A 25,849-nucleotide genomic window follows, 5' to 3' on the forward strand; every position below is an offset into this window, starting at 1 on the left:
GGGGAAAATGGGCAAAGCAACAGGATTTATGGAGTTCAAGCGGGAAAAGCCTGCTGAACGCGATCCTCTCACGCGGATAAACGACTGGAACGAATATTCGTCTCCATTTTCTGAGGAAGCTTCAAAAAGACAGGGAGCGCGCTGCATGGACTGCGGCACGCCTTTCTGCCAAATCGGCATGGACATCGGCGGCTATACGTCAGGATGTCCGATTCATAACCTGATTCCGGAATGGAATGATCTTGTCTACCGCGGAAGGTGGAAAGAAGCGCTCGAGCGCCTGCTGAAAACGAACAACTTCCCGGAATTTACGGGGCGAGTCTGTCCTGCGCCTTGTGAAGGTTCTTGCACAGTGGCGATTTCCGATCCTGCCGTTTCGATCAAAGGCATCGAACGGACGATCATTGATAAAGGGTTTGAAAACGGATGGATCAAGCCGCGGATACCGAAAAAACGGACCGGCAAGAAAATTGCGATTGTCGGCTCCGGTCCGGCAGGCCTTGCAAGCGCCGATCAACTCAATCAGGCGGGGCACTCCGTCACCGTTTATGAGCGTGCCGATCGCCCGGGCGGTCTATTGACATACGGGATTCCGAATATGAAGCTGGAAAAAAGCGTCGTAGAGCGCCGCATCAAATTATTGACACAGGAAGGCATTGATTTCATCACCAATACAGAAATTGGCAAAGACATTACGGCAGATGAGCTGAAAAGCCGATACGATGCGGTCATTCTTTGCACAGGGGCGCAAAAGCAGCGCGACCTGCAGATTGAAGGACGTGAAGCAAAAGGCGTTCACTTTGCGATGGACTATTTAACAGGCACAATCAAAAGCATGCTCGATTCAAATTTCAAAGACAAAAAATGTATTAATACGAAAAACAAAGACGTTATCGTCATCGGCGGCGGTGACACGGGAGCTGACTGCGTTGCCACGGCTTTGCGCCAAAAGGCGCGGAGCGTCGTCCAGTTCGGCAAACATCCAAAGCTTCCTGACACAAGAACCGCCGAAAACATGTGGCCGGAACTGCCGCACGTTTATACACTCGATTATGCCTATGAAGAAGCGCAGGCGAAATTCGGAAAAGACCCGAGAGAGTACTGCATTCAAACAAAAAAACTTGTCGCAGATAAAAACGGGAATCTAAAGGAATTGCACACGATTCAAATGAAAAAAGTGAGAAACGAGCAAGGGAAGTTTGAATTTCACGAAATTCCGGGAACGGAAAAAGTCTGGCCGGCCCAGTTCGTTTTCATCGCCATCGGCTTTGAAGGCACTGAACAGCCGCTTCTCGAGCAATTCGGGGTCAAAGCGGTCAGAAATAAAATCGACGCACCATACGGGGAGTTTAAAACAAATGTCGAAGGAGTCTTCGCAGCCGGGGATGCGAGAAGAGGCCAAAGCTTAATCGTTTGGGCCATTCATGAAGGACGCGAGGTAGCCCGCGAAGTAGACCGGTATTTAATGGGGAGTTCTGTTTTACCGTAAAGCAAAGGGGATTATGAATAGATGACAGCCTGGCAGCATGACCTGTTTTTTCGGGTCGGTGAGCCGGGCTTTTTGCTTGCCGCGGGGGATTACAGAACATAATAATTTGTACGTACTCCATTTTCTAGTCAGCATCATAGCCTAAAGTATTCAAACTATACAAGGAGGGCTACCTGAGTTGGAAGCAAACGGTTATTTCATGGATGACTTGGAAGATATGACTGATGAAAGGCAGCAGCCCTATTCATATTATCCGTATCCTTACCCGCGGCCTCGTCCGCGCCCAAGGCCTCGTCCGTTTTATCCTTACCCGTACTTCTATTACCCGTATCCTTTTCCATATTACCCATACTACCCGCCATACCCATACTATCCGCGGTAAGAAAGGGGCTTTCCGTATTGCCGGAAAGCCCCTTTTTTATTTTGATGAATTTTTCAGAACACCTGCAGAAATAATAACAAAGAAGTGACAGCCGCCCCACAAATTTCTGTATGGATGTGTTGTTTTTATGTCGTCATTTGCAAAAAAGATCAGCCGTGAGAACAAGTGTCTCATGCTTGCCTTTACCGCAATTTTGCTTTATGTATTGCCGCTTTACATACTTAACGAAGACGCCCATATCCGCGTTCACGACAACCTGGACTCGAATATCGCCTGGTATAAAGTGCTGGCGGAAAGCGGGCAGTTGCTCGGGGGTGTAAAAGCCGTCATTCCGCAGATCATCAACGGGCTGCCCCGCGACGCCTACGGTACGGAATGGAGCGGGATTGTCTGGCTGCACGCCTTGTTTCCGTCGATGACCGCGTATGCGCTTAGTCAAACGATAACGCGCGTGTTTGCCTTCATCGGCATGTACCTGCTTTTGAAAAAACATATCATTCGGGCTGACAAAGCCTATTTGATCAGAATCGGCGTCTCCCTCGCTTTTGCACTTACGCCGTTTTGGCCCTCCGGAATGCTGAGCACGCTGGGGCACCCGCTGGCACTCTGGGCCTTTTTAAATATTCGGGGGCGCGATTATTCTGTGAAAGAGTGGCTGACACTAGCACTCTTGCCGCTCTACTCAAGCTTTGTCCTCGGCTTTTTCTTTTTCCTTGCAGCCGTATCGCTGCTTTGGCTGTATGACCTCTTCATCAAACGCGATGTGAACCTTCCGTTTTTAGGAAGCATCGCTTTTATGACGGGGATTTTCCTTGCCGTGGAATACCGCCTTGTGTATTCGATGTTTTCTTCAGGCGAGACGATGCACCGCGTTGAATTTATCTCATCAAGGCACGATCTTTGGCACTCTTTCCGCCTGTCGGTTAAAAATTTCGTCCTTGGCCACAATCACGTAATGACGGTTCATACGGCAGTCATTCTTCCGGTCATCCTGCTTACTCTGGTGATCACCATCGGAAAACAGGGACGGCGCAGCCGCGAAGAAAAACTCTTTATATTTCTGTTCTTCTTCAATTACGCGCTTTCATTATGGTATGCGTTATGGTTTAACAAGCTATGGGCATTGCCTAAAGAAAAGTTCAGCCTTTTGGCGGCGTTTAACTTCGCCCGCTTTCATTTTTTGCGGCCGCTCATCATCTATGTAAGCTTTGCGGCGGCATGCTATATTTTGTGGCGGCTCGGAAAAAGGTGGCGGCGGTTTGTGTATGCGGCGCTTGCCGCACAGCTTATCGTTCTCGTTCCTTTTCATGAGGAGCTGACGTACGGGGCATACCGGCATGCCCCGTCATTCCGGGAGTTTTACGCATCCGAACAATTTAAACAGATCAAACAATATATCGGGAAGCCAGAGCGTTCATACCGGGTGGCAAGCATCGGCCTCCATCCGGCGATTGCCCAGTACAACGGTTTTTACACGCTTGATACGTATGCCAATATTTATCCGCTGAAATACAAATATCAATTCCGGAAAATCATCGCTAAGGAGCTTGATAAAAACGCCGCCTTAAAGCGCTACTTTGATGAATGGGGGAGCCGCTGCTACCTGTTCGTCGCGGAGCTCGGGAAACACTATGCTTTTAAAAAGAACTCCAAAAAGAAAATCACCAACCTGGAGTTAAACGCAGAAGCCTTTAAAGAAATGGGAGGGCGCTATATCTTTTCATCGGTACCGATTATGAATGCCGAGCAAAACAAACTGACGTTTTTAAAACGGTTCAGCCATCCCGAATCGGCCTGGAACATTTATTTATATGAAGCCAAGTGAGGAGGAAGCACATTGAATGTACCGCAGCCTTTACTAACGATCGTCATTCCGTGTTATAACGAAGAGGAAGTGTTTTCAGAAACAGCGAGGCGGCTGACCGCCGTGTTATGCGATTTGGCGGAGGAAAAATTGATTTCAGCCGACAGCAAGCTGCTCTTCGTTGATGACGGATCAAAAGACCGGACATGGTCATTGATCGCCATGGAAAGTACCAAAAACCATTATGTAACAGGCTTGAAATTGGCCCGGAATACGGGACATCAAAAGGCGCTTTTGGCAGGGCTTGATAAAGCGAAGCAAAAATCTGACTGCGTAATTTCGATCGATGCCGACCTTCAGGACGACGTCTCCGCGATTCGCGAGTTTATAAAAAAGTATCATGAAGGATATGAAATTGTTTACGGCGTCCGCCGCAGCCGGAAAACCGACACCTTTTTTAAGCGCACGACCGCGGAGTGGTTCTACAGGCTAATGAACCAACTCGGCATCCGTCTCGTCGACAACCACGCTGATTTCCGCCTGCTCGGCAAAAGAGCGCTTGAAGAGCTTTCGCGCTACCATGAAGCCAACGTTTTTCTGCGCGGGATCGTGCCGCTTATCGGACTGCGTTCGGCAAAGGTGTTCTATGACAGAAAGGAAAGGCTTGCAGGAGAGACGAAATATCCGCTTAAAAAGATGCTGTCCTTTGCTTTTCACGGGATTACCTCATTCAGTGTGGCCCCCATCCGCTTTTTTACGCTTATCGGCTTTTTCTTATTTTTTCTGAGCGGCATTGCCGGCATCTATGCGGTCATTCAAAAGATGCTCGGCTATACGAATGCGGGCTGGACATCCCTGATCATTTCGATATGGCTTTTGGGAGGCCTGCAATTAATGGGAATCGGCATCATCGGCGAATATATCGGAACGATTTTTACCGAGGTGAAAAACCGGCCGAAGTATACGGTTGACATCGATTTGTATACAGAGCGATTAACACAGCGCAGCCGCGAGAACATTCAAGGGACGACAGCGGTTGGCAGAGAATAGCAACTGACGCTTGCGGGAAATCTAATTGGGATGTCAAGTTTATTTTGCAGAAGGAAGGATGTACAAGCTTATGGAAGAAAAACAAACCTCTGGGCTGACCATTGTTGCCATCGGATCGATCCCCGTCATTATGACATTGGGAAATTCAATGCTGATTCCGATTCTGCCCAAAATGAAATCCGAGCTCCATCTGTCTCAGTTCCAGGTCAGTCTAATCATTACTGTCTTTTCGATAACGGCAGCCGTTTTTATTCCATTGCTCGGCTACCTGGCTGACAGATTTTCGCGAAAAGTCATTATTATACCGTGTTTGTTTCTTTATGGTATAGGAGGGATTCTCGCGGGATTCGCCTCCACGACATTTGAGAATGCTTATTCATGGGTGCTGATCGGCCGGGGGCTGCAGGGACTCGGAGCAGCAGGTACAGCATCGCTCGCCATGGCGCTGACGGGAGACCTGTTCAAAGGCTCTGAAGAAAGCAGGGTGCTTGGCATTGTCGAGGCTTCCAACGGCTTCGGAAAGGTGCTGTCGCCGATATTGGGCTCGCTCATCGCATTGATCGCCTGGTATTGGGTGTTTTTTGCCTTTCCGGCTTTTTGTATTGCTCCAATCTTGCTCACCTGGATTTTTATTAAAGAAAACGACAAAAAGAAAGAGCCGCCGGCCTTTGGGAAATATGTGAAGGGACTTGTGAGCGTGTTTAAACATGAGGGCAGATGGCTTTTTACAGCCTATTTGGCAGGTGCGGTCTGCCTGTTTACTCTGTTTGGCATTTTGTTTTATTTATCTGATGTGCTTGAGAAAGAATTCCAAACAGATGGCGTGAAAAAAGGGCTGATTTTGGCGATTCCGCTTCTCGTCATGTGTACGACTTCATACATTACCGGAAGTAAAATCGGACAAAATCAGCGGCTGATGAAAAGGTTGATGTTGATCGGACTCGCATTTATAACGGCTTCCTACGGGGCGCTGTCATTTTTCTCCGCTCTCGTTCCGTTTATCTCGATTCTCGTCGTCAGCAGTATCGGCACAGGCTTTGTCCTGCCTTGCGTCAACAGCTTCATAACGGGCGCTGTCGGCAAAGAAAGACGGGGATTTGTGACATCGCTTTACAGTTCGGTCCGATTTTTGGGGGTGGCCATCGGACCGCCGATTTTCGGACGGCTGATGGAATGGTCAAAAATCGGAATGTTCATGTCCATCGCAGGGCTGACCCTTGTCATCGGCATTCTCGTTCTCACAATGATCCACGTCAAAAAAGAAGACTCGAAAAAAAAGGGGCCTGAAGGACTGCAGCCGGCTTGACGCGAAGGATGGGAGAAGATATGCGCATTGAAAAAGTTGAAACGTACCCGCTATTTCACAAGCTTTCCTCTCCTTATGGGGACGCGAACGGTTATAAACATTACAGAACACTCTATTTAATCCGAATCACAACGGCGTCAGGGCTCACCGGCTGGGGGGAGTGCGCAGACTGGCTGCCCTTATTGGAAACCGGATTTCAAAAACGGATCATCCCTTTTTTAATCGGAAAACAAGCCACTGACCGCATGCAGATTGTCAGCGTCATCAAGAAATGGCATCAGCGGGCGGCAGCGGCCGTCAGCATGGCTTTGACAGACATTGCGGCAAAAAAAGCCGGTCTTTCGATATGTGATGTATGGGGAGGAAAGCTGAGAGAACAGGTTCCGGTTTACGCCTCCTTTCAATCCTATTCTGACAGAACCGACTGGCGCGAACATTCCCTTCGTCTGATCGAACAAGCCGTCAGCCAGGGGTTTCAACAAGTCAAAATCAAAACGGGAGGCAGGACATTTGCCGAGGACCTGAAACATATTCAGGATTTCCAAGTCATGACAGAGCAAAAGATCCGCTTTATTATGGATGCCAACCAAAGCTACGATTTGGCCGCCGCTCGCAAATGGGAGCGTTACTTTTCGATATGGCCAAATCTTCTATGGTTTGAAGAGCCGTTGCCGTTCGCTGATATAAAGGAGTACAAACTGCTGCGCTCAGCTCTTTCCGTACCGGTTGCCGGAGGGGAGAATATGAAAGGAGCCGGGCAGTTTTTGCCGCTGCTGCTGGAACATGCCGTCGATATCATCCAACCCGATGTTATGCACTGTGAGGGAATAGACGATTTTCGGTGCACCTTGCAGATTGCCCGCACGTTTGGCAGACGTATATCCCCGCACTGTTATGACGGAGCGCTTTCGAGATTATATGCGGTTTTCGCTCAGGCCTGTTTATCGCCGTGGACGAAAATGGCCGGAGCAGACATCGAACCGGTTGAGTGGGACATGATGGAAAACCCATTTTCACAGCTCGTCCATTACGGAACAGTGAACGGTTATGTTCATGTGCCTGACCGAATTGAGGTAGATACAGAGTTAGTCAAAGCATACCTCTGGGACGGGACTGCTTACGGCTAGCCTTAAAATCTGTTATATTTTTGTTTTCCCCTTTCATATAGTGAATAGAGGACAAGTTCAGGTAAAGGGGATTACATCCGTATGGGAAGAAAATTTAAAATCGCACAAGCTATTTTTTTGGGCAGCGTTCTGCAGGGGCTGGGCATGGCAATGTTTTTGTTTCCAAACCACATTCCGTCGGGAGGGGCGGCGGGAATAGCCGTTTTGCTCAATTTTTGGTTTCAGGTCCCGCACGGTTTAACGGTTTGGGCCGTCAACTTTTCTCTGCTCCTGACAGCCGTCAAATGGCTTGAACCGGTAACGGTCGTCGGAACGATGGCATCGATTACGATGACGTCCGTGTCGGTGCAGATCTTTGAATCTCTTTTTCCTGCGATGACGACCAGTAACATTTGGCTGGATTTATTTTACGGTGCTGTTCTGTTAGGAACCGGCGTCGGCATTTTATATAAATACAACATTTCAAACGGGGGATTCGGCGCCCTGGCTTTGATGATTTCTATATACCGCGGGGGAAAGCCGGGAACCGCTTTGTTTTTGATGAACGCCTTCATCTTTCTGCTGACAGCATCGGTTATCGCCTGGGGGATCGTCATTCAAGCGCTCGTCTGCCAATGGATTTCAACAAAGATCATCGATGCGATCTATCAGATTCGCCTGCGCCCGCTTTTTATGCCCATTGCAGGCTATCGCAACAAAAAATAGACCCGCCCCAGGGGCGAACCTATTCGAATAAATAAAATGTATCTGAACGAAGTCCAAGCCTCAGCGTTTCCAACGGAATCGCATCTTGAAACGAAATGTTTGCCAAATTCACATTTGGACCGATTTTTCCGATAAAACACGTCTGTAATTTTTTTGTCGGCGCCTCAAAAATCAGATTGTCCGGGTGCACTCCGGACGCAAGGATTTCTTCAATCAGCTGGGAGCGCATTTCTCCGTCGCTTTTGCATAAACCGCTCGTTCCGCCTTCTCTTGTTTCTGTGATGACCTTCCCGGCCCCCGCTTCAAGATCTTCAAGAATATAATCGATCCATTCTGATGACTGCTGTTCATTGCTGATCGCGCAGTTCTTCGAGCCTACCTCGCTGTAAACGCGGAATTCCTTTGAAAAATCGGAGATAAAGCTCGCTTTTTCTCTATTGGACAGGCGAATCGTCCCGTTGGATATTTCGACATACTTACAGCCGTACCGTTTGCAATAGCGGTAATAATCTTCAATCTTATCCTGACTTAAAAACTTTTCAAATAAGGTTCCCCCGAAAAAATATTGCACGTCATGCTGCTTTAGGCAATCGATCTTCTCTTCAAGGCGTTTCGTGATCAGTGACGTCCCCCAGCCGAATTTCACAAAATCTATATAGTCGGCCGCCCCGCTGATGGTGTCTTTAAACAAGTTTTCGGGAACTCCGTTATCAATCAGGATGGTGATCCCGTTTGTTCTCGGTTTAAGCTGCCTCTCGGGCAGTTTCAATTCAGATGAAATCATGCTATTACCCCTCACAATCTTTGACTTTCATGGATTTGCCGCTGTATGTTTAAAGCGTCTCGAAAAAAGGTGCGGATACAGGTTTTGCATCTTTTCAAGCGGAGATGTTTTGCTTATCCGGCAAGGAGCGATCTCGTTTTCCACCCCCTTGTAGGCAGCGTGTTAAAAAATCAGGACTGGTCATATGTTTTAGGATGGGTATTTCCCCATTTGCGAAGTCAAAGCATTATATTCGCCCTCCTTTTATAAGGTTCCATACTTCATGAAGACGTCAAGATGGACAGGAATGGGCCGAAGTTTTTCTTCCTGGCACATTTGCTTTAGGAACTGAATAATCTGCCTATGTGTCTTAAGCTGGAAAAGTGGGGGAGAATAGATGAACGGCGTTTTAACATATCACACATGGAATGAAGACGCCGCAAAAGAGGTCATGGATCGCTTTTGCGGTGATATGGATGTTTTGAAATGGGCGTACCGCACGTATGACAACATCGTTTATGCGTGCAGCTTTGGAGCCGAGGGAGTCGTTTTAATCGATTTGATATCGAAAATAAAAAAAGACGCAAATATCGTTTTTTTAGATACAGGCCTTCATTTTCAGGAAACCTATGATCTGATCAAGAGGATTAAAGACAAGTATCCGGGCCTTGTGATCAGCTTCTTGAAGCCGGATATCACGCTTGAGGAGCAGGAGGACAGGTACGGCGGCGAGCTTTGGAAGCGTCAGCCCGATATGTGCTGCGCCCTCCGCAAAATCGAGCCGTTAAAAAAGCACCTCTCAGGCGCGGATGCCTGGATTACCGGACTGAGGCGGGAACAGTCGGAAACGAGGCGGCACGTCCGCTACATCAACAAGGATGACAAGTTCAAACTGATTAAAATTTGTCCCCTTATTCACTGGACCTGGGACGATGTGTGGAGCTACATCAAACTCAATCATCTGACATACCACAAGCTGCATGACGAGCATTATCCGAGCATCGGATGCGAAGTATGCACACTTCCTGTGACAGAGGGAGATGATATAAGAGCGGGGAGATGGGCCCATCTCGATAAAACAGAATGCGGGCTGCACCAGTCCCGGTAGGAACAATGGCGCTGTTTGCGGCTGTCAAGCAGGGCCGGACCAGGGGACGGCTAAATAAAGGCGCTGTCCTCTGAAATTGATCGAACATGCAAAATACGCGCGTCAAAGCTGATAATCGGCCGTTCTACGAATCGGCAGACATCGTCATCTCCTTTTGAAAAGAATAATGATTGCGGAAAAGCTTACCGCTCAAAAAGCAGATCAGCTTTTTTTCACATTCTTTATGCCAGATGATCAAACGCGCCGGGTTTAAACCCCAACCCGATTGTTAACAATGAAGAGAGAATCGGGAGGGAACCTTGATGGATTATTTACACTTGGCGGTTGAACTGATCATCGGATTTGCCGCTTTATTTATCATGACGAAAATACTGGGGAAAACCCAATTCGCCCAAATCACCCCGTTCGATTTCATTTCCGCTCTTATACTCGGTGAGATGGTGGGGAACGCGATTTTTGACGATGACGTCACCATTTCGAAAGTTCTCTTTGCCATCATGGTGTGGGGGATCCTCATCTATTCGATCGAGATTCTATCGCAAAAAGCACAAAGCATGAGAGGCTTCCTCGAAGGACAGCCGAATATCATTATCGATAAGGGAAAAATCAATTACAGCGCCTTGAAAAAAAACAAACTCGATTTAAACCAGCTGCAAACATTAGCGCGTGAAAAAGGCTGTTTTTCCCTTCATGAAATCGAATATGCGATATTGGAAACAGACGGCTCGATCAGCGTTCTTCGGAAACATAAATATGAGACGCCGACAAAATCGGATTTAAACATCCCGCACCAATCCGTTCTGCTTCCGATTGCGTTCATCCTTGACGGCCAGCTGAAAGAGGAAAACCTGAAAGAGGCCGGGTTTGATAAAAGCTGGCTCAAGCAGCAATTATCGAGCCGCAACATTCAAAATTACAGCGACGTGTTATACGCAGAATGGCGGGGCGATGAGGAAAAGCTCTACATTACCGAATATTGAGCAAGGAAAACCGCGGACCTAAGAAGCGATCAGATCCGCGGTTTTTTCTTAATAAATTGATTCTTTTGCACCGTGCAGAAAGACTCGCGGTTTTCCGCTGTCTGAGATGAAAGGCCTTCAAACGGACAAAATCGGCGACTAGCGAAAGAACGATTTTTGCGTGTTCCGCATATTTGCTTGCCGTCCAGTCAAAACGCGTAAACTTGACATAAATATCTAACGTGTTAATATACTAACCGTGTTCGGAAAATACGAACAAAATGCGAACAAAGGGAGATGTTAAAGATCAATATTGAGCAAAAAAACGTAGCTTTTATCGGTGCCGGTTCCATGGCAGAAGGGATGATTTCAGGCATCATCCAGTCAAAAAAGCTGCCCGCCGGCCAAATCTATGTGACCAATCATACGAATCACCGCCGTTTAAAAGAACTCCAGAACAAATATGGAATAAAAGGCATCAAAAAAGAAGAGCTCGATTACGGAAAAATTGACTGCTTCATTTTGGCGATGAAGCCGAAGGATGCCGAAGCTGCTCTTCATTCCATAAAACCGCATATTCAACCCCATCAGCTCATATTGTCAGTTTTAGCTGGCATTCCGATTTCATTTATTGAAGAAGCGCTGTACGACAAGCAGCCTGTCATCAGAATGATGCCGAATACGTCAAGTGCGGTCGGCGCCTCGGCAACCGCGATGTCCGTAGGAAGGGCAGCGACTGCCGATCATTCAAAAACCGCAAAACAATTGCTGCAATGCATGGGAGAAGTCTATTGCATTGAGGAAAGCAAAATGGACATTTTCACAGGAATCGCCGGAAGCGGGCCCGCCTACTTTTATTATTTAATGGAACATATCGAAAAAGCAGGTGCAGAGGCCGGTTTAAGCGGCAAATTAACGAGAGAGATCGGGGCGCAGACGCTTTTGGGCGCAGCAAAAATGCTGTTGGAAAGCCCACTGGATACCGCTGTTCTCAAAGACAACATCACCTCTCCTAACGGAACGACCGCCGCCGGATTGAAGGCTTTGGAGGAAAACGGAGGCGGCGAAGCGATCGAGCAGGCGATCAGGCATGCAGCCAAACGCTCGAAAACGATCAGTCAGGAATTGAAACAGTTCGCCGCAGCAAAATAGGGATCCATTATAGGAGTGATAAAATGACCTCTCAGCAAATGAGGGTAGTTGTCAAAGTGGGGAGCAGTTCATTAACAAGCCTTCACGGCGAAATCAGCAGCAAAAAACTTGAAAAGCTCGTTGAACAGATCGTCCGCCTGAAAGATGAAGGACATGAAGTGCTTCTCGTCTCATCGGGAGCAGTCGCAGCCGGATACCGGAAGCTCGGATTGATGAACAGGCCGGTGTCTCTCTCCGAAAAGCAGGCGTCTGCATCTGTCGGCCAAGGATTGTTAATAGAAGCCTATTCCAAGCTCTTTTTATCGCACGGCTACATCGCCTCGCAAATTTTAATCACAAGAGGCGATTTCTCTGATGAACATCGCTACAACAATGTAAGAAACACAATGAACGTCCTATTGAAGCGGGGAATCATCCCGATCATCAACGAAAATGACACAGTCACCGTAAACCGGCTCAAATTCGGTGACAACGATACGCTCTCAGCGAAAGTCGCCGGACTGATAGACGCAGATTTGCTGACGATTTTGTCAGATATTGATGGACTGTATGATGCAAATCCTCGCAACACGCCGGATGCCGGCCTCATAAAAGAAGTGCATGAAATCACTCCGGGGATCGAAGCGTCGGCCGGTGATGCCGGAAGCGATGTCGGAACGGGCGGTATGAAGTCAAAGCTGGACGCATTTAAGATCACAATGGCTTCAGGTATAAAAGGGTTTTTGGGGAGCGCCGGTTGCCCTGATATTCTGCATGAAGCCCTCAAAGGAACCGCACGGGGGACATATTTTAAGCCGAACGCAGATTCGCGCATCCTCAATCATAAAAAGCAATGGATCGCTTTTAACTCGGGCCCAGAAGGAGACATCATCGTCAGCAATGAAAGCAAAGAATCGATCATCGACCGAAAGAAAAGCCTGTATCCTTCTAGTATTTACGAAATAAACGGCCGTTTCAATAACGGCTCCGTCGTCCGCATCCTTGACCAGGAAAGGGAAGAAATCGGCCTCGGCGTCGTCAACTTTTCTTCATCCCAGCTTCGTAAATGGAAGAAGGAGAAAAATGAGGAATCAGCCGCTGCCTCACAGGCTGTCGTAGACAGAGAAGCATTTGTCTGCCATTTGGAACTATCCGTTCCGCTTTAAGGATGAGAAAAGGAGGAACCCGACCATGGCTGCAATTAATGAAGGCGCTGCATCACGCATCGAAAAACAAGCGATCAAAGCAAAGAAAGCGGCAAAACGCATGAGAGTGATCACGGAAACAGAAAAAAATGACGCGCTGTACGCATTAGCCGGGAATCTCGAGAAAAACATGGATCTGATCCTTGTTGAGAATAAGAAGGATACGGATGCCGGACAAAAGAAAGGCTATGATGCGGCATACATCGACCGGCTGTCACTCGATGAAGACAGAGTGGCGGACTTTGCGAAAAGTCTAAGAGAGGTGGCGGAACTGGAAGATCCCGTAGGCGAAACGCTGTCCAGCCGGCTGCTTGAGAACGGATTAAAAGCGGAGAAAATCCGCGTTCCTTTAGGCGTCATCGGCATGATCTACGAGGCAAGGCCCAACGTTACCGTCGATGCGGCGGGCCTTGCTCTCAAATCTGGAAATGCTGTCATTTTAAAAGGCGGCTCATCTGCGATCCATTCGAATAAAGCGATCGTCTCTGTTATGCATGAAACCCTCGCTTCTACAGCCATTCCTCAGGATGCCGTTCAATTTATCGAGAGCACGGACCGGAGCGCCGCAAAAGAGCTTTTTAAGATGAAAGAACATATCGATGTGCTCATTCCCCGGGGAGGCGGCGCTTTAATTCGGGATACGCTGGAACACGCAACGGTTCCGGTTCTTGAAACAGGCGTCGGCAACTGCCACCTTTATATCGATCGGGAAGCCGACACGGCAAAAGCCGTCAGCATTCTTATCAATGCGAAAACAGACCGGCCGGCTGTATGCAATGCACTCGAAACATTGATCGTTCATGAAAAATGGCTTAAGGAAAACAGCAATGCGCTGATCACAGCCTTCAGCGAACACGGCATCCGGGTTCACGGGGACGAAAAAGCCGTCCGGTTCATACCGGACGCCAAACCCGCCGGTGAAGCCGATTGGCGAGACGAATATTTAAGTCTTGATCTCGCTGTCAAAGTCGTAAGTACATTTGATGAAGCCTGCGATCATATTGAGACATACGGGACAAAGCATTCAGAAGCGATCGTGACGGAAAACCCGGAAACGGCAAAAGCCTTTTTCGGCGCCGTGGATGCCGCGGCGCTGTACCACAATGCATCGACCCGCTTCACTGACGGCGGAGCCCTCGGCTTCGGCGCTGAAATCGGAATTTCGACGCAAAAGCTCCATGCCCGCGGCCCGATGGGGCTGAAAGACCTGACGACATTCAAATATATCATGACAGGCAACGGCCATATCAGAACATAAACGAAGAAGCCCCCGCGTATTTGAACTGCATCCCGATCTAACAATCGGCGGTGCAGTTTTCTTCTGGCTAAATTCCCAAATTAAACGATTGCGGGAAGCGCCAGGTGCACTTCAAACTTCATTTTTACGGAAGCAGCCGCGATGAAAAGCGGTCTTTCTTTACACCCTTTCATTCAGATTAGATAATGATGTATGAAGTTTTTTCGAAGGAGAGTGTATGTTATGAGAATCGAAACCGGAAAAACGTGTGTTCCGACCGGCGTGAACCTCAAGGGCACCGGCTTTGGGTATACGTTGTCCTTAATAAGCGGCAAATATAAAATGATCATTCTTTATTGGCTGTCTGAAAATAAGATGATGCGCCATAATGAGCTGAAGCGAAGCATAGGCACCATTTCCTTCAAAACGCTGAGCATCATGTTAAAAGAGCTGGAGGCAGACGGCCTTATCATACGGAAGGAATTTCCCCAAATACCTCCGAGGGTTGAGTATTCATTATCTGAACGCGGTCTTTCTCTTGTTCCTTTGTTGAATATGATGTGCGATTGGGGAGAGAAAAACAGGCAGCCGGATCTTTAGTGCTTCTTTTATGTAAACCAAAAGAAGCATTTCCTGAACAAGGAAACACCTCTTGTTTACTTTTTATAGATTGTCAATAAAAGCTAAATAATCTTGCGCGCTTTTGTCCAATTCGCTTGCACCCGGTTCATTTTCTTCTTCTTCGTTTCCGCCTGGACTATTTTCTTTGCCGTAAAATGCAAAGAACGAACGATAATCTGCATTGCAATACAGGAATGTCGTTTCAAACGGAACCAATATTTGTCCAAGTGTATACCGGTACCTCCCGGTTTCACGATAATCTTCTTTTTTGATTCCGGCAGTTACCCCTAGAGCAACTTTTCGATTCTTGAATTTATCCCCTCCATTTGAACCGTAAGCCCATCCATAAGCCAAAACATCATCAAGCCATTTTTTAAGAAGAGGCGGACAATTAAACCAATGTATAGGGAACTGCAGAACAAGGTTGCCATGAGATTCAACCAATTTTTGTTCTGTTTCCACGTCTATGTTTCCATCCGGGTAAACCTTGTACAATTCGGACTGTATACTTTTCCGGATATTTTTGGAGTTCGTTTACCCAGCGCTTATTAATGACTGATGTTTCTATGTTTGCGTGTGTAACGATAATAAGAGTTTTCAAAGACTTTCCCTCCTAAAAGGATGATTTCATCCTGAGTATAAAATGCAAACTGAAACTGTGTAAGTATGCACTTTTAGTACAGGTACTTTCATAGAGGTAAGTATCAAGCGGTTCCAGCTGCACCTGTTCCCACGCGAATCTTTTATATCAAGGAGCAGTCATTGCCTGTACAATGGGCTTTAAGCTCAATGTTCAAGGGACAATCTTGCTTGTCCGAAAACAGCTGGCATGAAGGACGCACTTTTTTAATATAATGTTAACAAAGTTTTGCTGTTCAAGGATTTTGACGATCCAAAAAAGGGGGGCATCTGATGGATTTTGAATTGACCAGAGAACAGAAAATGGTTCGCGAACTTGTCAGAGACTTTGCAAAACAGGAAATTGCGCCGAATGCTGAACACGTTGACAAAACGGGGGAATTCCCGCTTAAAACCTTCAAGAAAATGGGGGAGCTCGGCCTTTTCGGGATTCCGTTTCCGGAACAATACGGCGGATCGGGAGGGGATACGATTTCATACGCACTCGCTGTCGAAGAAATCGGCAGGGCTTGCGGCAGCACTGGGCTCAGCTATGCGGCGGCCGTGTCGCTCGGCGCTTCGCCGATCTATTACTTCGGCACGGAGAAACAAAAGAAAACATATCTTGTACCGCTTGCCTCAGGCAAAGCGCTTGGAGCGTTCGGGCTGACAGAGCCAAATGCCGGCTCTGATGCCGGAGGCACACAGACAAGAGCGCGCGAGGACGGCAGCGACTATGTGATCAACGGCGAAAAATGCTGGATTACAAATGCGGGATATGCCCGCACAGTCATCGTCACAGCGGTGACAGGCAAAGATAAAAACGGGAAGAATATCATTTCAGCCATTATTGTCCCGACGGACACAGAAGGGCTCACCATTAAAAGCGAATACGACAAAATGGGCGTGCGCGGCTCCAATACGTCACAGCTTATATTAGAAAATGTCCGCGTTCCGAAGGAAAACCTGCTGGGCAGTCCTGAGAAAGGTTTTAAACAATTCCTCACAACGCTTGACGGAGGAAGGATTTCGATCGGCGCTCTTGCAGTCGGAATCGCCCAAGGCGCATTTGACGCCTCAATGGGATATGTCAACGATCGAAAGCAATTCGGGCGGCCGCTTTCTTCCTTTCAGGCGATTCAGTTCAAGCTTGCAGATATGGCGCTGGAAATCGAGCTCGCCCGCAACATGGTGCTGAAGGCTGCGTGGCTGAAAGATCAAGGCCGTCCGTTTACGAAAGAGGCCGCTTTCGCCAAGCTGTTTGCTTCAGAAATGGCGATGAGGGTGTGCAATCAGGCGATTCAAATCCACGGCGGATACGGCTATATGAGAGAGTACGGTGTGGAGCGCATGCTGCGGGATGCAAAACTGATGGAAATCGGTGAAGGAACATCAGAGATTCAGCGGCTGGTCATCGCCAGACAGCTCGGCATGCAAAAAAACGCCTAAAGTGAAAACGCTTACTGGAGGGGAGGGAATCGATTGGCAGAGCGGATTCATTTGACGATCGGTAAGCTGTTGGAGAAAACGGCGGAAAATGCGCCTGAACACGAAGCCGTCGTCTATCCCGACCGCGGCCTCCGCTATACGTATCTGGAATTTGACAGGTTGTGCCGGCATACTGCAAAAGGACTGATGGCTCTCGGCATTCAAAAAGGCGAACACATTGCGATCTGGGCTTCGAATACACCGGAATGGCTGACCGCACAATTTGCCGCCGCAAAAATCGGGGCCGTGCTTGTCACAGTCAATACGAATTATCAATCAGCAGAGATCGAATATGTGCTCAAACAATCGGATGCGACGACGCTTATTTTAATGGAGTCTTACCGGGACACCTCTTATATTGATATTCTTTACGAACTGCTTCCTGAATTAAAAGATTCAGAGCCCGGAAGACTCGCATCTGGCAGACTGCCTTTTTTAAAACATATTATCGTTCTCGGGAACGCGAGGCATCCAGGCATGCACCTTTGGGATGACATGTTAGAAAAAGCGGAATCGGTCGGCGAAAAAGAGCTTGAAGAAAGAATGGATAGCCTTGATGAACACGATGTAATCAACATGCAGTACACATCAGGCACGACCGGTTTTCCGAAAGGAGTCATGCTGACCCATTACAACCTGGTAAACAATGCGGCCAATATTGCGGAATGCATGAATTTAACGGCTCAAGACCGGATGTGCATCCCCGTTCCTTTTTTTCACTGCTTTGGCTGTGTGCTCGGGAATTTGGCCTGCGTTGCCGCCGGTGCCACGATGGTTCCCGTTCAGGAATTCCGCCCGAAAGAAGTGCTTCAGGCTGTTCAAGCCGAGAAATGCACCGCGCTTCACGGCGTTCCGACGATGTTTATAGCCGAGATAAACGATGAGGATTTTGCATCGTATGATCTATCTTCCTTAAGAACGGGGATCATGGCGGGATCAAACTGTCCGACTGAAGTCATGAAAGTGGTCATGGATAACATGGGGATTACGGAGATCACGATCGCTTATGGTCAGACAGAATCGTCACCCGTCATTACCCAGACGAGGGTCAATGATTCGCTTCAACGCAGGGTGGAAACAGTAGGCAGAGCCCTTCCGGACATCGAAGTGAAAATCATCGATCCTGACACATTGCAAGAGGTGGAAAGGGGGAGACAGGGAGAGCTGTGCACGCGCGGGTATCATGTCATGAAAGGCTATTATAAAAATCCGCAGGCAACTGCTGCAGTCATCGATGATGACGGATTTCTCCATACCGGCGATTTGGCTGTCATGGATGATGACGGCTACTGCAGGATTACGGGCCGGTTAAAAGATATGATCATCAGAGGCGGCGAAAACATTTATCCGAGAGAAATCGAAGAGTTTTTATACAGGCACCCGAAGATTCTCGACGTCCAGGTTGTCGGGGTGCCTGACGAAACGTTCGGTGAAGAAGTGTCAGCATGGGTCAGGCTAAAAAGCGGAGAACATGCAACAGCTGAAGAGCTGCGGGAATATTGCAAAGGAAAAATCGCCCGCTATAAAATTCCCCGCTATATTGCGTTCGTAGATGAATTTCCGATGACGGCGTCGGGGAAGGTGCAAAAATTCAGATTGAGAGAACAGGCGCTGAAAGCTTTTAAATTGTCGTGAAAGGGGGAGGTTTTTTGTTTAAAAAACTGCTGATCGCCAACCGCGGGGAAATTGCACTTAGGATCATCCGCACATGCAAACGGCTCGGCATCCAAACGGCTGCCGTGTACTCTGAAGCCGATAGGGAGTCTTTGCATGTGAAAGCCGCCGATGAAGCGTGGCTGATCGGCAAACCGCGGGTCAGCGAAAGCTATTTAAATATCGACAAAATCATCGAAACGGCAAAGAAGGCAGGAGCGGACGCCATCCATCCGGGATACGGCCTGCTTTCGGAAAACAGCCGGTTTGCCGAAAGGTGCAGGGAAGAGAACATCACGTTTATCGGCCCTTCCCCGGAAGTCATCGCCAAAATGGGAGACAAAATCGAGGCGCGGAAAGCGATGGAAAAAGCTCGCGTTCCGGTCGTGCCCGGAACAACAAACAGCCTGTCAGGCCTTAAAGAAGCCATCTGCACAGCGGAGGAGATCGGCTATCCCGTCATGCTGAAAGCCTCATTCGGCGGAGGCGGCATCGGAATGCAGCTCATCCGAAATGAAGACGATTTGAAAAAAGCATATGAAGGAAACAAAAAGAGGGCAGCCGATTTTTTCGGGGACGGCACCTTGTATATCGAAAGGTTTATCGAACGCGCCCGCCATATCGAAATTCAAGTCTTAACAGACGAATACGGAAATGCCGTGTACCTCTGGGAGAGGGACTGTTCGATTCAAAGGCGGCAGCAAAAGATCATCGAAGAAGCCCCGGCCCCGCTATTGGATGAAAGCATGAGGGCGAAGCTCGGTGAAGCCGCCGTCAAGGCAGCGCTTTCGATCGGCTATGCAAATGCTGGAACAATCGAGTTTTTAGTAGATGAAAAGAATGATTTTTATTTTCTGGAAATGAATACGCGCCTCCAGGTTGAACATCCGGTTACAGAAGAAATTACCGGGCTCGACCTTGTCAGGGAGCAGCTTCATATCGCGAGAGGCAACCCTCTTTCGTTTTCACAGGAAGATGTTAAACGGAACGGCCACGCCATCGAAGTCAGAATTTACGCGGAAGACCCGCAAACGTTTTTTCCGTCGCCGGGCCGCATTACAGACCTTCAACTGCCGGAGCATCCGAACGTACGCCACGAGTGTGCTGTTTCATCAGGCACTGCGGTTACCCCGTATTACGATCCGATGATCGCGAAGATGATTGTGAAAGGAAAAAACCGGGACGAAGCCATCCGCATCTTAACCGGGGCGCTCTCGCAATACAAAGTAAAAGGAATCAAAACAAACATTCCGCTGCTTGAGGACATCGTACGCTCTTCCGCGTTTCAAAAAGGCGGGGTGCACACCGATTTTATCCAGCAGCATCTATTGAAATAAAAAGGAGGCGCTTTTATGAACACAGTTGTCATCAATATGGCGGGTAATATATGGAAGATTTTAGTCAAGCCGGGCGATGCAGTCGAAAAAGGACAGGAAGTCGCCATTTTAGAGTCGATGAAAATGGAAATCCCGATTGTTGCAGAAACGGACGGCACCGTAAAAGAGATCAAAATGAGCGAAGGCGATTTTGCTGATGAAGGTGAAGTATTATTGGAACTTCAATAGCGTTTGGGGGAAAAGACATGAACATTCCGCAAAACATCCGCATCAAAGAAGTCGGACCGCGGGACGGTCTGCAAAATGAACAGGTCATGCTTTCAGCCGGAGATAAAATCGCCTGGATCGACATGCTCTCCGAGACAGGACTTTCCTATATTGAAATTACATCGTTCGTTCACCCCAAATGGATTCCCTCACTTGCCGACGCGCTGGAGGTTGCAAAAGGAATTAAACGGAAGGCGGGCGTCACGTATGCGGCGCTCGTTCCGAATGCGAAAGGGCTTGAACGGGCGCTGGAAGGGGACATCGACGAAGCGGCCGTATTCATGTCGGCAAGCGAAACCCACAACATGAAAAATATCAACAAATCAATCGATGAGACGCTTCCCGTCCTGAAAGAGGTCACAACGGAAGCCGCCAAAGCCAAGCGTACTGCAAGGGCCTACCTGTCCGTTGCCTTTGGCTGTCCTTATGAGAAAACGGTTCCGCTCGACCGAATCATCCGCATCGTTGATACGCTGTTCGACATGGAGATTTGCGAGCTTTCTCTCGGGGACACGATCGGCGCCGCCAATCCCGTCCAGGTGGAGCTCATGCTGGAAGCGCTGCTGAAACGCTTTCCGAAAGAAAAAATCGCCCTCCACTTTCATGATACACGCGGGATGGCGCTCGCCAACATGCTGACTGCCATGAACATGGGGATTACAGCCTTTGACGGGGCGTGCGGCGGATTGGGCGGCTGTCCCTATGCCCCGGGTTCCTCCGGAAATGCGGCAACAGACGACCTCATTTATATGTGCGCCCAAATGGGGATCGAGACCGGGGTTGATTTGGGTAAGCTCCTTGCGGCAGCGAGATGGATCGAAGAAAAAACGGAAACGAAGCTGCCGAGCCGGAATTTGCAGGCTGCCAAATCAACCGGCGTTATTTCATAAAGGAAAGAGGGAGACGATCGTGGAGCCTAATATTTTATCCTCCGTTCAGCAAGGCAAGATCGCCGTTTTAACGCTGAACAGGCCGCATGCCGCAAATTCACTGTCGCTTGCACTGCTCGGCGAGCTGCGCGGCCTTCTTAAAGATATCAAATCCGATCCGGCCATCCGCTGCGTCATCATCACGGGAAAAGGGGGCAGGACGTTTTGCGCGGGCGCTGATTTAAAGGAACGGGCGCGAATGAACCGCACTGAAGCGAAACAGGCTGTATCCCTGATCCAAAGCGTGATCCATGAAATAGAAGCCTTGCCTCAGCCGGTCATCGCCTCTCTAAACGGCAGCGCCTTAGGCGGCGGGCTTGAACTCGCCTTAGCGTGCGACATTAGAGTCGCCGCAGACCACATCGAAGCCGGCTTGCCCGAAACGACGCTGGCGATTATCCCCGGAGCGGGCGGGACCCAGCGGCTTCCCCGTTTAATCGGCCGGGGAAAAGCGAAAGAACTGATCTACACGGGACGCCGCATCAGCGCTCAGACCGCCCGTGACATCGGCCTTGTCGAACACGTCGTTCCATTGTCAGAGCTGAAAGAAAGAACCGAAGACATCGCGCAAACGATCGCGGCAAACGGTCCCGTCGCCGTCAGGCAGGCAAAGCTGGCCATTAATAAAGGGCTTGAGACGGACATCGAGACAGGGCTTGCCATCGAGCAACAGGCGTACGATGTGACGATTCCGACGAACGACCGGACGGAAGGGCTCAAAGCATTTGCAGAAAAACGGAGACCGGAATACACGGGAGAATAAACGAAACGGGGGATTAAAGCCGATGGCGAATGAAAAACTGAATGACCGAATCGAAAAGATCATGGAAGGCGGAGCGCAAAAATACCATGACGCAAACGTTAAAAAAGGCAAAATGTTTGTCAGGGACCGCCTGAAGCTGCTTCTTGACGAAGGGCTTGATGTCGAGGACGCTTTTTTCGCCAATTGTCTGTCTGAAGGGCTTCCTGCGGATGGAGTTGTCACAGGAATCGGCAAAATCGGCGGACAAACCGTTTGCGTCATGGCTAACGATTCGACCGTCAAAGCCGGATCGTGGGGAGCCCGAACCGTCGAAAAAATCATCCGCATTCAGGAAACGGCCGAAAAATTGCATTGTCCGCTCTTTTATTTGGTCGACTCCGCCGGAGCGAGGATCACCGACCAAGTCGACATGTTTCCCGGCAGAAGGGGAGCGGGGCGGATTTTTTACAACCAGGTCAAATTATCCGGCCGCGTTCCGCAAATCTGTCTGTTGTTCGGGCCTTCTGCTGCAGGAGGCGCCTACATTCCGGCCTTCTGCGATATCGTCATCATGGTCGACGGAAACGCCTCGATGTATTTAGGATCGCCCCGAATGGCGGAAATGGTGATCGGCGAAAACGTGACGCTTGAAGAAATGGGCGGAGCGAGAATGCATTGCACTGTATCGGGATGCGGTGATATTCTGGCCGAATCGGAAGAAGAAGCGATTCTCTCAGCGCGCCGCTACCTGTCCTACTTTCCGGCGAACTACGCAGAAAAAGCGCCAGTTACCGATGCAAGGCCGGCCAAACGATTTGAGAAACCTTTAGAAGACATCATTCCGCAAAACCAAAACTCCCCGTTTGACATGATGGATCTCATTCTCCGGGTGGTTGACGAGGATTCGTTTTTTGAAATAAAAAAACGGTTTGCATCCGAGCTGATCACCGGACTGGCAAGGCTTGACGGACTTCCCGTCGGCATCATTGCCAACCAGCCACGCATGAAAGGCGGCGTTCTTTTCCACGATTCGGCAGACAAAGCGGCAAAGTTTATCAATTTATGCGACGCCTTTAACATCCCGCTGCTGTTTCTGGCCGACATACCGGGATTTATGATCGGAACAAAAGTCGAGCGGGCGGGGATTATCCGGCATGGAGCGAAAATGATTTCGGCGATGTCAGAAGCAACCGTTCCGAAGTTATCTGTCATCGTCAGAAAGGCGTATGGTGCAGGATTATACGCGATGGCCGGCCCGGCCTTTGAGCCTGACTGCTGCCTTGCGATGCCGACGGCGCAAATTGCCGTCATGGGTCCGGAAGCCGCGGTAAATGCAGTATATGCCAATAAAATAGCAGCGCTTCCTGAAGAGGAGCGGGCCGCATTCATTGCCAAAAAGCGCGAAGAGTATCAAAAAGACATCGATATTTACCGTTTGGCTTCAGAAATGATCGTTGACGGAATTGTGCCTGCCGGATCTTTACGGGAAGAACTCGGCAAACGGCTCAGCGCCTACATGTCAAAATATATGACGTTTACCCAACGGAAGCACCCGGTCTATCCTGTCTGATTGAGGAGAAGAAAGGAGAACGATGATGACTGAAAAAGCGGTTTGGCATCCTGATCCGGAATATATCAAATCAACCCGGCTGTTTCAATGGATGAAGTCGCTCGGTTTTTCAGACTATGCCGATTTTTTGAAAGCGAGCACAGACGATATCGCCTGGTTTTGGGAGGAAGCCGAAAAAGCCCTCGGCATCTCCTGGTTTCACAGGTACGATCAGGCATTAAACACGGAAGGAGGCATCAAGTGGCCGAAATGGTTTTCCGGCGGCCGCTTAAATGCCGTATACAATGCAGTCGAAAAATGGGCCGGCCAAAAGGAAACAGCCGAAAAAACGGCCATCATTTGGGAAAGAGAAGACGGGAGAACGGGGCGTCTCTCATTTTCCTCATTACATGAAAAAATCGCGCGTGCGGCCCAAGGCTTTAAACATCAGGGCATCTCGAAAGGGGATGTGATCGCAATTTACATGCCGATGACCCCCGAGGCTGTCATCGCCATGATGGCTGCCGCTAAAATCGGAGCGATATTTTCGCCGATTTTTTCAGGCTACGGAGCCCATGCCGCAGCTGCGAGATTGCGCGCCGCAGAAGCAAAAATGCTCGTCACCGCCAACTCGTTTAAAAGAAGGGGAAACGTGATCGATATGAAAAAAGAAGCGGATGAGGCCGCAGACCGTTCTCCTTCCGTCGAAAAAGTCGTCGTCTGCCGTCTCCACGATACTGCTTCGCCTTGGAACGAAACAAGGGACGTGGATTGGGACGAATTAATGAAACAGGAACCTTATGAAAAGACAGAACAGATGGAGAGTTCTGAAACGCTGATGGTCCTTTACACATCAGGTACGACAGGGCAGCCGAAAGGCGCCGTTCATACCCATTCCGGTTTTCCGATTAAAGCAGCGTTTGATGCCGGATTCGGCATGGATGTCAAGCATGGTGACCGCTTTTTCTGGTATACGGATATGGGGTGGATGATGGGGCCGTTTTTAATATTCGGCGGTCTCATCAACGGAGCTGCCGTTTTATTATACGACGGAGCCCCGGATTTCCCTGAGCCTGACAGACTGTGGGAGCTCGTCAGCCGGCACCGCGTCACGCACCTCGGCATCTCCCCGACCCTGATCCGCACCATGATGCTATATGGCGAAGATTTTCGGAAAGCGTATAATCTGGACAGCCTGAAAGCCATCGGTTCAACGGGCGAGCCGTGGAACTATGAACCGTGGATGTGGCTTTTCCGCCATGCCGGAAAAGGGAAGCTGCCGATTTTTAATTATTCGGGCGGAACGGAAATCGCCGGCGGGATCTTGGGCAATGTACCGATTTTGCCGATCACGCCGATGACCTTTAACTCGCCTCTTCCGGGGATGGCCGCCAACGTCTACAATGAACATGGGGCCGAAACCGTCGGAGAAGTCGGGGAGCTTGTCCTGACAAAGCCTTGGGTCGGAATGACAAACGGCTTTTGGAAGGAGCCTGACCGATATGAAAAAGCTTACTGGAGCCGCTGGCCTGATGTGTGGGTGCACGGCGACTGGGCAATGAAGGATGGGGAAGGGTACTGGACGATCAGCGGCCGTTCGGATGATGTCATCAATGTTGCCGGCAAAAGGATCGGACCGGCGGAAATCGAAACTGTTTTCGTCAGCCATCCGGCTGTGGCCGAAGCCGGGGTGATCGGTGTTCCTGATAATCTGAAAGGCCAGGCTGTCGTCTGCTTCGCCGTTTTAAGAGGAGATGTGCGCCCTTCGGAAAAATTGAAAGCCGATTTATTGACATTTGCAGGAAAAACGCTGGGTAAGGCGGTTAAGCCAAAAGCGGTGTATTTCGTCAGCGACCTGCCGAAGACAAGAAATGCAAAAGTGATGAGAAGGCTCATTCGGGCGGCTTATTTAAACGAACCTTCAGGCGATTTATCGACGCTTGAAAACCCTGAAGCCTACCATGAAATCGCCCGGCTTTCCGGTCTTTAAAATGTAGTATACTTCAAAAGGACAAAAAGAAGAAGGATCAATTCCTTCCTCTTTTATTTTGATCACAGATAAGGTCTACATACGGACAATGACCGATCCGCCGCCGCCCGATGTACAGACGCGGTTTTGCTGTTCCTCAATGGAACGCAGCAGCTGATTGTTGCTTTCCATCAGCTTGATCAGCAATGCCATTTGATCCTCCAGGTTTTTCAGTCTTTCAGTCATCTGCTGCGGGCTTTGACCCGGCGGCAGCTGTGAGGCAGCGGGCGGGTAAGGCGTTTCAGAATTCCATTTTGAATACATAGTAAATGTGCCTCCATCATCTAAACTTATGTACCTTATTTTATGAAGGCAGAAATCTCATTGTTCGCCTAATTTGGACGGAAAAG

Annotated in this window: 22 protein-coding genes and 2 pseudogenes; 21 read left to right on the forward strand and 3 right to left on the reverse strand. The window is 49.1% G+C overall.

Annotation, left to right across the window (positions count from 1 at the left end):
- Positions 1-7: 7 nt before the first annotated feature.
- The 7 genes and pseudogenes from gltD to V7126_RS08600 all read left to right on the forward strand — a co-directional run bounded on the left by gltD (position 8) and on the right by V7126_RS08600 (position 7,863).
- Positions 8-1,489 carry a glutamate synthase small subunit gene (gene gltD / locus V7126_RS08570; RefSeq protein ID WP_046131476.1) on the forward strand — a complete coding sequence of 494 codons (1,482 nt, stop codon included), beginning with the start codon at positions 8-10 and terminating at the stop codon, positions 1,487-1,489.
- Positions 1,490-1,688: 199 nt separating this feature from the next.
- A pseudogene (locus V7126_RS24060) lies at positions 1,689-1,868 on the forward strand (hypothetical protein); the annotation flags it as partial.
- 130 nt (positions 1,869-1,998) lie between these two features.
- Positions 1,999-3,696: a DUF6044 family protein gene (locus tag V7126_RS08580; RefSeq protein WP_175075111.1), complete on the forward strand. Its 1,698-nt coding sequence runs from the start codon at positions 1,999-2,001 to the stop codon at positions 3,694-3,696.
- Between the two features lie 12 nt (positions 3,697-3,708).
- Entirely contained in the window at positions 3,709-4,725 is a 1,017-nt protein-coding gene (locus V7126_RS08585) for a glycosyltransferase family 2 protein (protein WP_046131474.1), read from the forward strand.
- A 70-nt stretch (positions 4,726-4,795) separates the two neighbouring features.
- Positions 4,796-6,031, forward strand: coding sequence for an MFS transporter (locus tag V7126_RS08590; RefSeq protein ID WP_046131473.1), 1,236 nt, complete (start codon positions 4,796-4,798; stop codon positions 6,029-6,031).
- A 20-nt stretch (positions 6,032-6,051) separates the two neighbouring features.
- Positions 6,052-7,158, forward strand: a complete 1,107-nt coding sequence (locus V7126_RS08595; RefSeq protein WP_046131472.1) for a mandelate racemase/muconate lactonizing enzyme family protein — start codon at positions 6,052-6,054, stop codon at positions 7,156-7,158.
- Positions 7,159-7,239: 81 nt separating this feature from the next.
- Positions 7,240-7,863 (forward strand): YitT family protein, encoded by a 624-nt coding sequence (locus tag V7126_RS08600; protein ID WP_046131471.1) that lies wholly within the window; start codon positions 7,240-7,242, stop codon positions 7,861-7,863.
- A 19-nt stretch (positions 7,864-7,882) separates the two neighbouring features.
- Here the strand turns inward: V7126_RS08600 and V7126_RS08605 are convergent, their stop codons facing one another.
- Positions 7,883-8,647: a phosphosulfolactate synthase gene (locus V7126_RS08605; protein ID WP_335497531.1), complete on the reverse strand. Its 765-nt coding sequence runs from the start codon at positions 8,645-8,647 to the stop codon at positions 7,883-7,885.
- 376 nt (positions 8,648-9,023) lie between these two features.
- Between V7126_RS08605 and V7126_RS08610 the strand changes: the two genes are divergently transcribed.
- From V7126_RS08610 to V7126_RS08635, 6 genes are all read left to right on the forward strand, one after another.
- Positions 9,024-9,734 carry a phosphoadenylyl-sulfate reductase gene (locus tag V7126_RS08610; protein WP_046131469.1) on the forward strand — a complete coding sequence of 237 codons (711 nt, stop codon included), beginning with the start codon at positions 9,024-9,026 and terminating at the stop codon, positions 9,732-9,734.
- A 302-nt stretch (positions 9,735-10,036) separates the two neighbouring features.
- Positions 10,037-10,714: a DUF421 domain-containing protein gene (locus V7126_RS08615; protein WP_046131468.1), complete on the forward strand. Its 678-nt coding sequence runs from the start codon at positions 10,037-10,039 to the stop codon at positions 10,712-10,714.
- 276 nt (positions 10,715-10,990) lie between these two features.
- Positions 10,991-11,845: a pyrroline-5-carboxylate reductase gene (gene proC / locus V7126_RS08620; RefSeq protein WP_046131467.1), complete on the forward strand. Its 855-nt coding sequence runs from the start codon at positions 10,991-10,993 to the stop codon at positions 11,843-11,845.
- Between the two features lie 23 nt (positions 11,846-11,868).
- Positions 11,869-12,990: a glutamate 5-kinase gene (proB, locus tag V7126_RS08625; RefSeq protein ID WP_046131466.1), complete on the forward strand. Its 1,122-nt coding sequence runs from the start codon at positions 11,869-11,871 to the stop codon at positions 12,988-12,990.
- Positions 12,991-13,015: 25 nt separating this feature from the next.
- Complete coding sequence (locus V7126_RS08630) at positions 13,016-14,287, forward strand: glutamate-5-semialdehyde dehydrogenase (protein WP_046131465.1); 1,272 nt, start codon at positions 13,016-13,018, stop codon at positions 14,285-14,287.
- Positions 14,288-14,509: 222 nt separating this feature from the next.
- On the forward strand, positions 14,510-14,866 hold the full coding sequence (locus V7126_RS08635; protein ID WP_046131464.1) for a winged helix-turn-helix transcriptional regulator: 357 nt from the start codon (positions 14,510-14,512) through the stop codon (positions 14,864-14,866).
- Between the two features lie 63 nt (positions 14,867-14,929).
- Here V7126_RS08635 and V7126_RS08640 read toward each other — a convergent pair.
- Positions 14,930-15,488, reverse strand: a pseudogene (locus V7126_RS08640) (NAD(P)H-dependent oxidoreductase).
- 311 nt (positions 15,489-15,799) lie between these two features.
- Between V7126_RS08640 and V7126_RS08645 the strand changes: the two are divergent.
- From V7126_RS08645 to V7126_RS08680, 8 genes are read left to right on the forward strand one after another with little or no spacing between them, the layout of a single operon-like run.
- Positions 15,800-16,954: an acyl-CoA dehydrogenase gene (locus V7126_RS08645; RefSeq protein ID WP_046131462.1), complete on the forward strand. Its 1,155-nt coding sequence runs from the start codon at positions 15,800-15,802 to the stop codon at positions 16,952-16,954.
- A 33-nt stretch (positions 16,955-16,987) separates the two neighbouring features.
- Positions 16,988-18,628, forward strand: coding sequence for an AMP-binding protein (locus V7126_RS08650; protein WP_046131461.1), 1,641 nt, complete (start codon positions 16,988-16,990; stop codon positions 18,626-18,628).
- A gap of 14 nt (positions 18,629-18,642) precedes the next feature.
- Positions 18,643-19,983: an acetyl-CoA carboxylase biotin carboxylase subunit gene (locus tag V7126_RS08655; RefSeq protein ID WP_046131460.1), complete on the forward strand. Its 1,341-nt coding sequence runs from the start codon at positions 18,643-18,645 to the stop codon at positions 19,981-19,983.
- Between the two features lie 15 nt (positions 19,984-19,998).
- A complete protein-coding gene (locus V7126_RS08660) occupies positions 19,999-20,211 on the forward strand; it encodes an acetyl-CoA carboxylase biotin carboxyl carrier protein subunit (protein ID WP_046131459.1) in 213 nt (70 codons plus the stop codon).
- A 17-nt stretch (positions 20,212-20,228) separates the two neighbouring features.
- Positions 20,229-21,140: a hydroxymethylglutaryl-CoA lyase gene (locus V7126_RS08665; RefSeq protein WP_046131458.1), complete on the forward strand. Its 912-nt coding sequence runs from the start codon at positions 20,229-20,231 to the stop codon at positions 21,138-21,140.
- Between the two features lie 19 nt (positions 21,141-21,159).
- Positions 21,160-21,942 (forward strand): enoyl-CoA hydratase, encoded by a 783-nt coding sequence (locus tag V7126_RS08670; protein WP_046131457.1) that lies wholly within the window; start codon positions 21,160-21,162, stop codon positions 21,940-21,942.
- 22 nt (positions 21,943-21,964) lie between these two features.
- On the forward strand, positions 21,965-23,491 hold the full coding sequence (locus tag V7126_RS08675; RefSeq protein ID WP_046131456.1) for an acyl-CoA carboxylase subunit beta: 1,527 nt from the start codon (positions 21,965-21,967) through the stop codon (positions 23,489-23,491).
- A gap of 25 nt (positions 23,492-23,516) precedes the next feature.
- Complete coding sequence (locus V7126_RS08680) at positions 23,517-25,460, forward strand: AMP-binding protein (RefSeq protein WP_335497532.1); 1,944 nt, start codon at positions 23,517-23,519, stop codon at positions 25,458-25,460.
- 75 nt (positions 25,461-25,535) lie between these two features.
- Here V7126_RS08680 and V7126_RS08685 read toward each other — a convergent pair whose 3' ends face one another.
- Positions 25,536-25,763, reverse strand: coding sequence for a hypothetical protein (locus V7126_RS08685; protein ID WP_046131454.1), 228 nt, complete (start codon positions 25,761-25,763; stop codon positions 25,536-25,538).
- Between the last annotated feature and the right edge of the window lie 86 nt (positions 25,764-25,849).

The sequence above is a fragment of the Bacillus sp. JJ675 genome (assembly GCF_036963165.1).
Taxonomy (GTDB): Bacteria; Bacillota; Bacilli; order Bacillales; family Bacillaceae; genus Bacillus; species Bacillus glycinifermentans.

Bases quoted from the DNA above. Each gene is read 5' to 3' on its own strand.
- proC (WP_046131467.1), top strand. From the start codon at position 10,991: ATGTTAAAGATCAATATTGAGCAAAAAAACGTAGCTTTTATCGGTGCC.
- V7126_RS08665 (WP_046131458.1), top strand. From the start codon at position 20,229: ATGAACATTCCGCAAAACATCCGCATCAAAGAAGTCGGACCGCGGGAC.
- V7126_RS08605 (WP_335497531.1), bottom strand. From the start codon at position 8,647: ATGATTTCATCTGAATTGAAACTGCCCGAGAGGCAGCTTAAACCGAGA.
- V7126_RS08660 (WP_046131459.1), top strand. From the start codon at position 19,999: ATGAACACAGTTGTCATCAATATGGCGGGTAATATATGGAAGATTTTA.
- V7126_RS08635 (WP_046131464.1), top strand. From the start codon at position 14,510: ATGAGAATCGAAACCGGAAAAACGTGTGTTCCGACCGGCGTGAACCTC.
- V7126_RS08580 (WP_175075111.1), top strand. From the start codon at position 1,999: ATGTCGTCATTTGCAAAAAAGATCAGCCGTGAGAACAAGTGTCTCATG.
- V7126_RS08680 (WP_335497532.1), top strand. From the start codon at position 23,517: ATGACTGAAAAAGCGGTTTGGCATCCTGATCCGGAATATATCAAATCA.
- V7126_RS08675 (WP_046131456.1), top strand. From the start codon at position 21,965: ATGGCGAATGAAAAACTGAATGACCGAATCGAAAAGATCATGGAAGGC.
- V7126_RS08595 (WP_046131472.1), top strand. From the start codon at position 6,052: ATGCGCATTGAAAAAGTTGAAACGTACCCGCTATTTCACAAGCTTTCC.
- V7126_RS08630 (WP_046131465.1), top strand. From the start codon at position 13,016: ATGGCTGCAATTAATGAAGGCGCTGCATCACGCATCGAAAAACAAGCG.
- V7126_RS08600 (WP_046131471.1), top strand. From the start codon at position 7,240: ATGGGAAGAAAATTTAAAATCGCACAAGCTATTTTTTTGGGCAGCGTT.
- V7126_RS08645 (WP_046131462.1), top strand. From the start codon at position 15,800: ATGGATTTTGAATTGACCAGAGAACAGAAAATGGTTCGCGAACTTGTC.
- V7126_RS08615 (WP_046131468.1), top strand. From the start codon at position 10,037: ATGGATTATTTACACTTGGCGGTTGAACTGATCATCGGATTTGCCGCT.
- V7126_RS08685 (WP_046131454.1), bottom strand. From the start codon at position 25,763: ATGTATTCAAAATGGAATTCTGAAACGCCTTACCCGCCCGCTGCCTCA.
- V7126_RS08590 (WP_046131473.1), top strand. From the start codon at position 4,796: ATGGAAGAAAAACAAACCTCTGGGCTGACCATTGTTGCCATCGGATCG.
- proB (WP_046131466.1), top strand. From the start codon at position 11,869: ATGACCTCTCAGCAAATGAGGGTAGTTGTCAAAGTGGGGAGCAGTTCA.
- gltD (WP_046131476.1), top strand. From the start codon at position 8: ATGGGCAAAGCAACAGGATTTATGGAGTTCAAGCGGGAAAAGCCTGCT.
- V7126_RS08610 (WP_046131469.1), top strand. From the start codon at position 9,024: ATGAACGGCGTTTTAACATATCACACATGGAATGAAGACGCCGCAAAA.